Annotated in this window: 4 protein-coding genes; 2 read left to right on the top strand and 2 right to left on the bottom strand. The window is 74.5% G+C overall.

Going from position 1 to position 2,964, the window contains the following annotated elements; all coding sequences use genetic code 11:
- On the top strand, positions 1-620 hold a 620-nt coding region (locus VGR37_05330), incomplete at its 5' end, for an ABC transporter permease (protein HEV2146817.1).
- A gap of 130 nt (positions 621-750) precedes the next feature.
- A complete protein-coding gene (locus VGR37_05325; GenBank protein HEV2146816.1) occupies positions 751-1,740 on the top strand; it encodes a glycosyltransferase family A protein in 990 nt (329 codons plus the stop codon).
- A gap of 14 nt (positions 1,741-1,754) precedes the next feature.
- On the opposite strand, the gene VGR37_05320 is transcribed toward VGR37_05325, so the two are convergent.
- The gene (locus tag VGR37_05320) at positions 1,755-2,678 is read right to left on the bottom strand and encodes a dienelactone hydrolase family protein (protein ID HEV2146815.1); all 924 of its coding nucleotides are present in this window, start codon (positions 2,676-2,678) and stop codon (positions 1,755-1,757) included.
- Positions 2,679-2,782: 104 nt separating this feature from the next.
- Positions 2,783-2,964, bottom strand: a 182-nt coding sequence (locus tag VGR37_05315; GenBank protein HEV2146814.1) for a nicotinate-nucleotide--dimethylbenzimidazole phosphoribosyltransferase, incomplete at its 5' end; no start/stop codon positions are given.

Here is a 2,964-nt window from a genome sequence, read left to right as displayed (position 1 = left end):
ACCTGTGGGAGCGGCGCGATCCGCTGGGGGCGCTCACGCTGCGGCACCTGCTGCTGGTGGGGGTGTCGCTCGCGGCGGCGGTGCTGGTGGCGGTGCCGCTGGGGCTGGCGCTGGAGCGCGCCCGGGGCGGGGCGGCGGAGGCGGCGATCCGCGGGGTGGGGCTCCTGCAGACCATCCCCAGCATCGCCCTGCTGGCCTTCATGATTCCGCTCCTGGGGATCGGCGTCGTCCCGGCGCTGGTGGCGCTCTTCCTCTACTCGCTCTACCCCATCGTCCGGAACACCTACACGGGGGTGCGCGATGCCGGCCCGGACGCCGTGGAGGCAGCCCGCGCGCTGGGGATGACGCCGGGGCAGGTGCTCCGCCACGTGCGCCTCCCCCTGGCCGCTCCGCTGATCCTAGCCGGGGTGCGCACGGCCGCGGTGATGAACGTGGGGACGGCGACGCTGGCGGCGTTCATCGGGGCGGGCGGCCTGGGGGACCCCATCGCCGCGGGGCTCGCCCTCTCCGACGCGCGGATGATCCTGTCGGGGGCGGTCCCGGCGGCGGTGCTGGCGCTGGCGGTGGACGGCGCGCTGGGGGCGGCGGAGCGGTGGATTCGGCCCCGGGGTGTAGGCTGAAGAAAGGCGCGCCCTGGCCGCCGGCTTCGCGTGCGCTGTCCGGCTGCTCGCCGGAGTCTTGCAGATGGTTCCGCCGGCGGGCCGCCACACGTCGCGTGCGGTCACTCTAACTCTCGCCCTGGGGACCTTGATGAGCGGACCTGCGGACCTGGCGGACCCGGGCGACCGGACGGACGGTCCATCGCCACTCGTTTCGATCGTCATCCCAAGCTACGTCTCGACGCCGAAGCAGGCGGAACTGCTCGACGAGACGCTGCACACCGTCGCGGCGCAGACGTGTCGCGACTACGAGATCATCGTCGTGGACGACGGATCTCCGCTCGACGTCGGCGCCGTCACCGCCTCCCACGCCGCCACCGTCACGGTGCGCCAGGCCAACGGCGGATCGGCCGTCGCACGGAACACCGGGATCCGTCTGAGCCGCGGCCGCTACTTCGTGTTCCTCGACGCCGACGACCACCTCCTGCCGCCCGCCCTGGAAGCGGGGCTGCGTGCCTTCGACGAGCATCCCGAGTGCGGGTTCGTGGTCGGCCGGCGCGAGGAGATGACGTACGAGGGGGGGCCCGTGCCGTGGGGCGTGGCCAGTCTGCCGCGCGAGACCTGGCTGTACAACATCCTGCTGGGCTTCGACTGGTACATCATCCCGCCGTCGTCGGCCATGTTCCGCCGTGAGGCCGTGGAAGCCGTGGGCGGCTTCCGTGACCCGTGGGGCGCGGACGACCTCGACTTCTACCTGCGCATAGCCCGGGAGTACCCGGGGTGGTGCTACGAGGAGCCAGCGGTCACGCGGTACCGGCGCTACGCCGCCAGCTCGTCCCGCGACGGGGAGCGGATGCTGCGCAGCATCCGCGCGGTCTACGCACGCCAGTGGCCGCTGGTGCAGGGGGATCCAGACGGCGAGGCGGCATTCCATCGCGGCCTCACGCTGCTGACGAACATCTTCATCGACTGCCTCGCAGAGAACTTCGTGGACGGGGTGCGAGCACGGAACTGGCGCCGGGTGCTGCGTACCGGGTCGCTGCTCGCGCGTGAGAAGGGTGTACGGGCTGCGGCCACGGCTGCGCGCGTGGTGCGCCCATCCGCGTCGTCAGGGGGTCATTCGGCTGGATGCTCCGGGTGAAGCAGGCGCGCCCCTCAGCGGGGGGCCTGCCCCGGCTCCAGGTACCGGCGGAACCAGGCCACGGTGAGCGGCCACGCCTGCCGGGTGGCGGCGAGGTTGGCGCCGTCCTGGCCGCTCTGCTGGCGGAGAAAGCCGTGTCCCGCGCCGGCGAAGAAGTGCGGCTCGAAGGTCTTCCCCAGCGCGCGCATGGCCGAGTCCGCGGGGGGAACGGTGGCGTTGACGCGCGCGTCGTTCTCGCCGTACAGGCCCAGGACCGGGGCGGTCACCGCCGCCAGCTCCGGGGGCTCGGGGGAGGTGCCGTAGTACACCACCGCCGCGCCCAGCCCGCGGACCCGGGTGGCGTGCGCGAACGCCACCGCGCCGCCCCAGCAGAAGCCGACGATGCCGTACTGCGGGAGCGCCGCCGGGCGGGCCATCCCGTACTCGGCGACGGCGCGCAGCTGCCGGTGCACGTCGGCGGGCTCCAGGGCGCGGATCCGGGCGCGGGCGGAATCCGGGTTCGGCTCGCCGGTGGGACCGGCCGGGATCCGCTGCATGGTCAGCAGGTCCGGCGCGATGGCGATGAAGCCGTCCGCGGCGAGCTGGTCGGCGACGGCGCGGATCCAGTCGCTGAGGCCGAAGATCTCGTGGACCACCAGCACCACCGGCGCCCGCTCGGCGCGCTCCGGGTACACCACCCAGGCGCGGACGCTGTCGGCCGGTCCGGTGCGCACCGTCACCCACTCGCCGTGCCGCGGGGAGGCGGCCAGCCGGGCGCGCGCCTCCTCCGCCCCGGCGGGGAGGGCCGGGTCCAGCGCGGCGACGGCGCTGGCCCTCGCGGTGTCGGCCACCGGCATCGCGTGGCCGGCGTGCTCGTCCGCCACGGTGGCGCGCGGGGCGCAGGCGCCGAGGAGCAGGAGCACGGGGAGGAGGACGGAACGGGCGAGTGTGCTGGACATCGCTGCCTCACGTCGGCGAGGGACGCTGGGTGCCGGGCTGAGAGGGAGAGGATAACGCGGGGAGGGCGGGGGGAGCAACGTGGCACGCCGCACGACGCGGCGGGTCAGAGGACGCCGCGCTCGTCCAGCGGCTCCTCGATGCCGGCCTCGCGAAAGGTGCGCACGTCGCGCAGGAGGGCACAGGCGGCGTCCACCAGCGGGAGCGCGAGGGCCGCGCCGGAGCCCTCGCCGAGGCGGAGGTCCAGCTCCAGCAGCGGGCGGAGGCCGAGGGCCCCGAGCACCAGGG

It is taken from the genome of Longimicrobiaceae bacterium, assembly GCA_035936415.1.
Lineage (GTDB): Bacteria > Gemmatimonadota > Gemmatimonadetes > Longimicrobiales > Longimicrobiaceae > JAFAYN01.
Note: the sequence above shows the minus strand (reverse complement) of the source record. Positions and strands in the feature narration are given on the sequence as shown.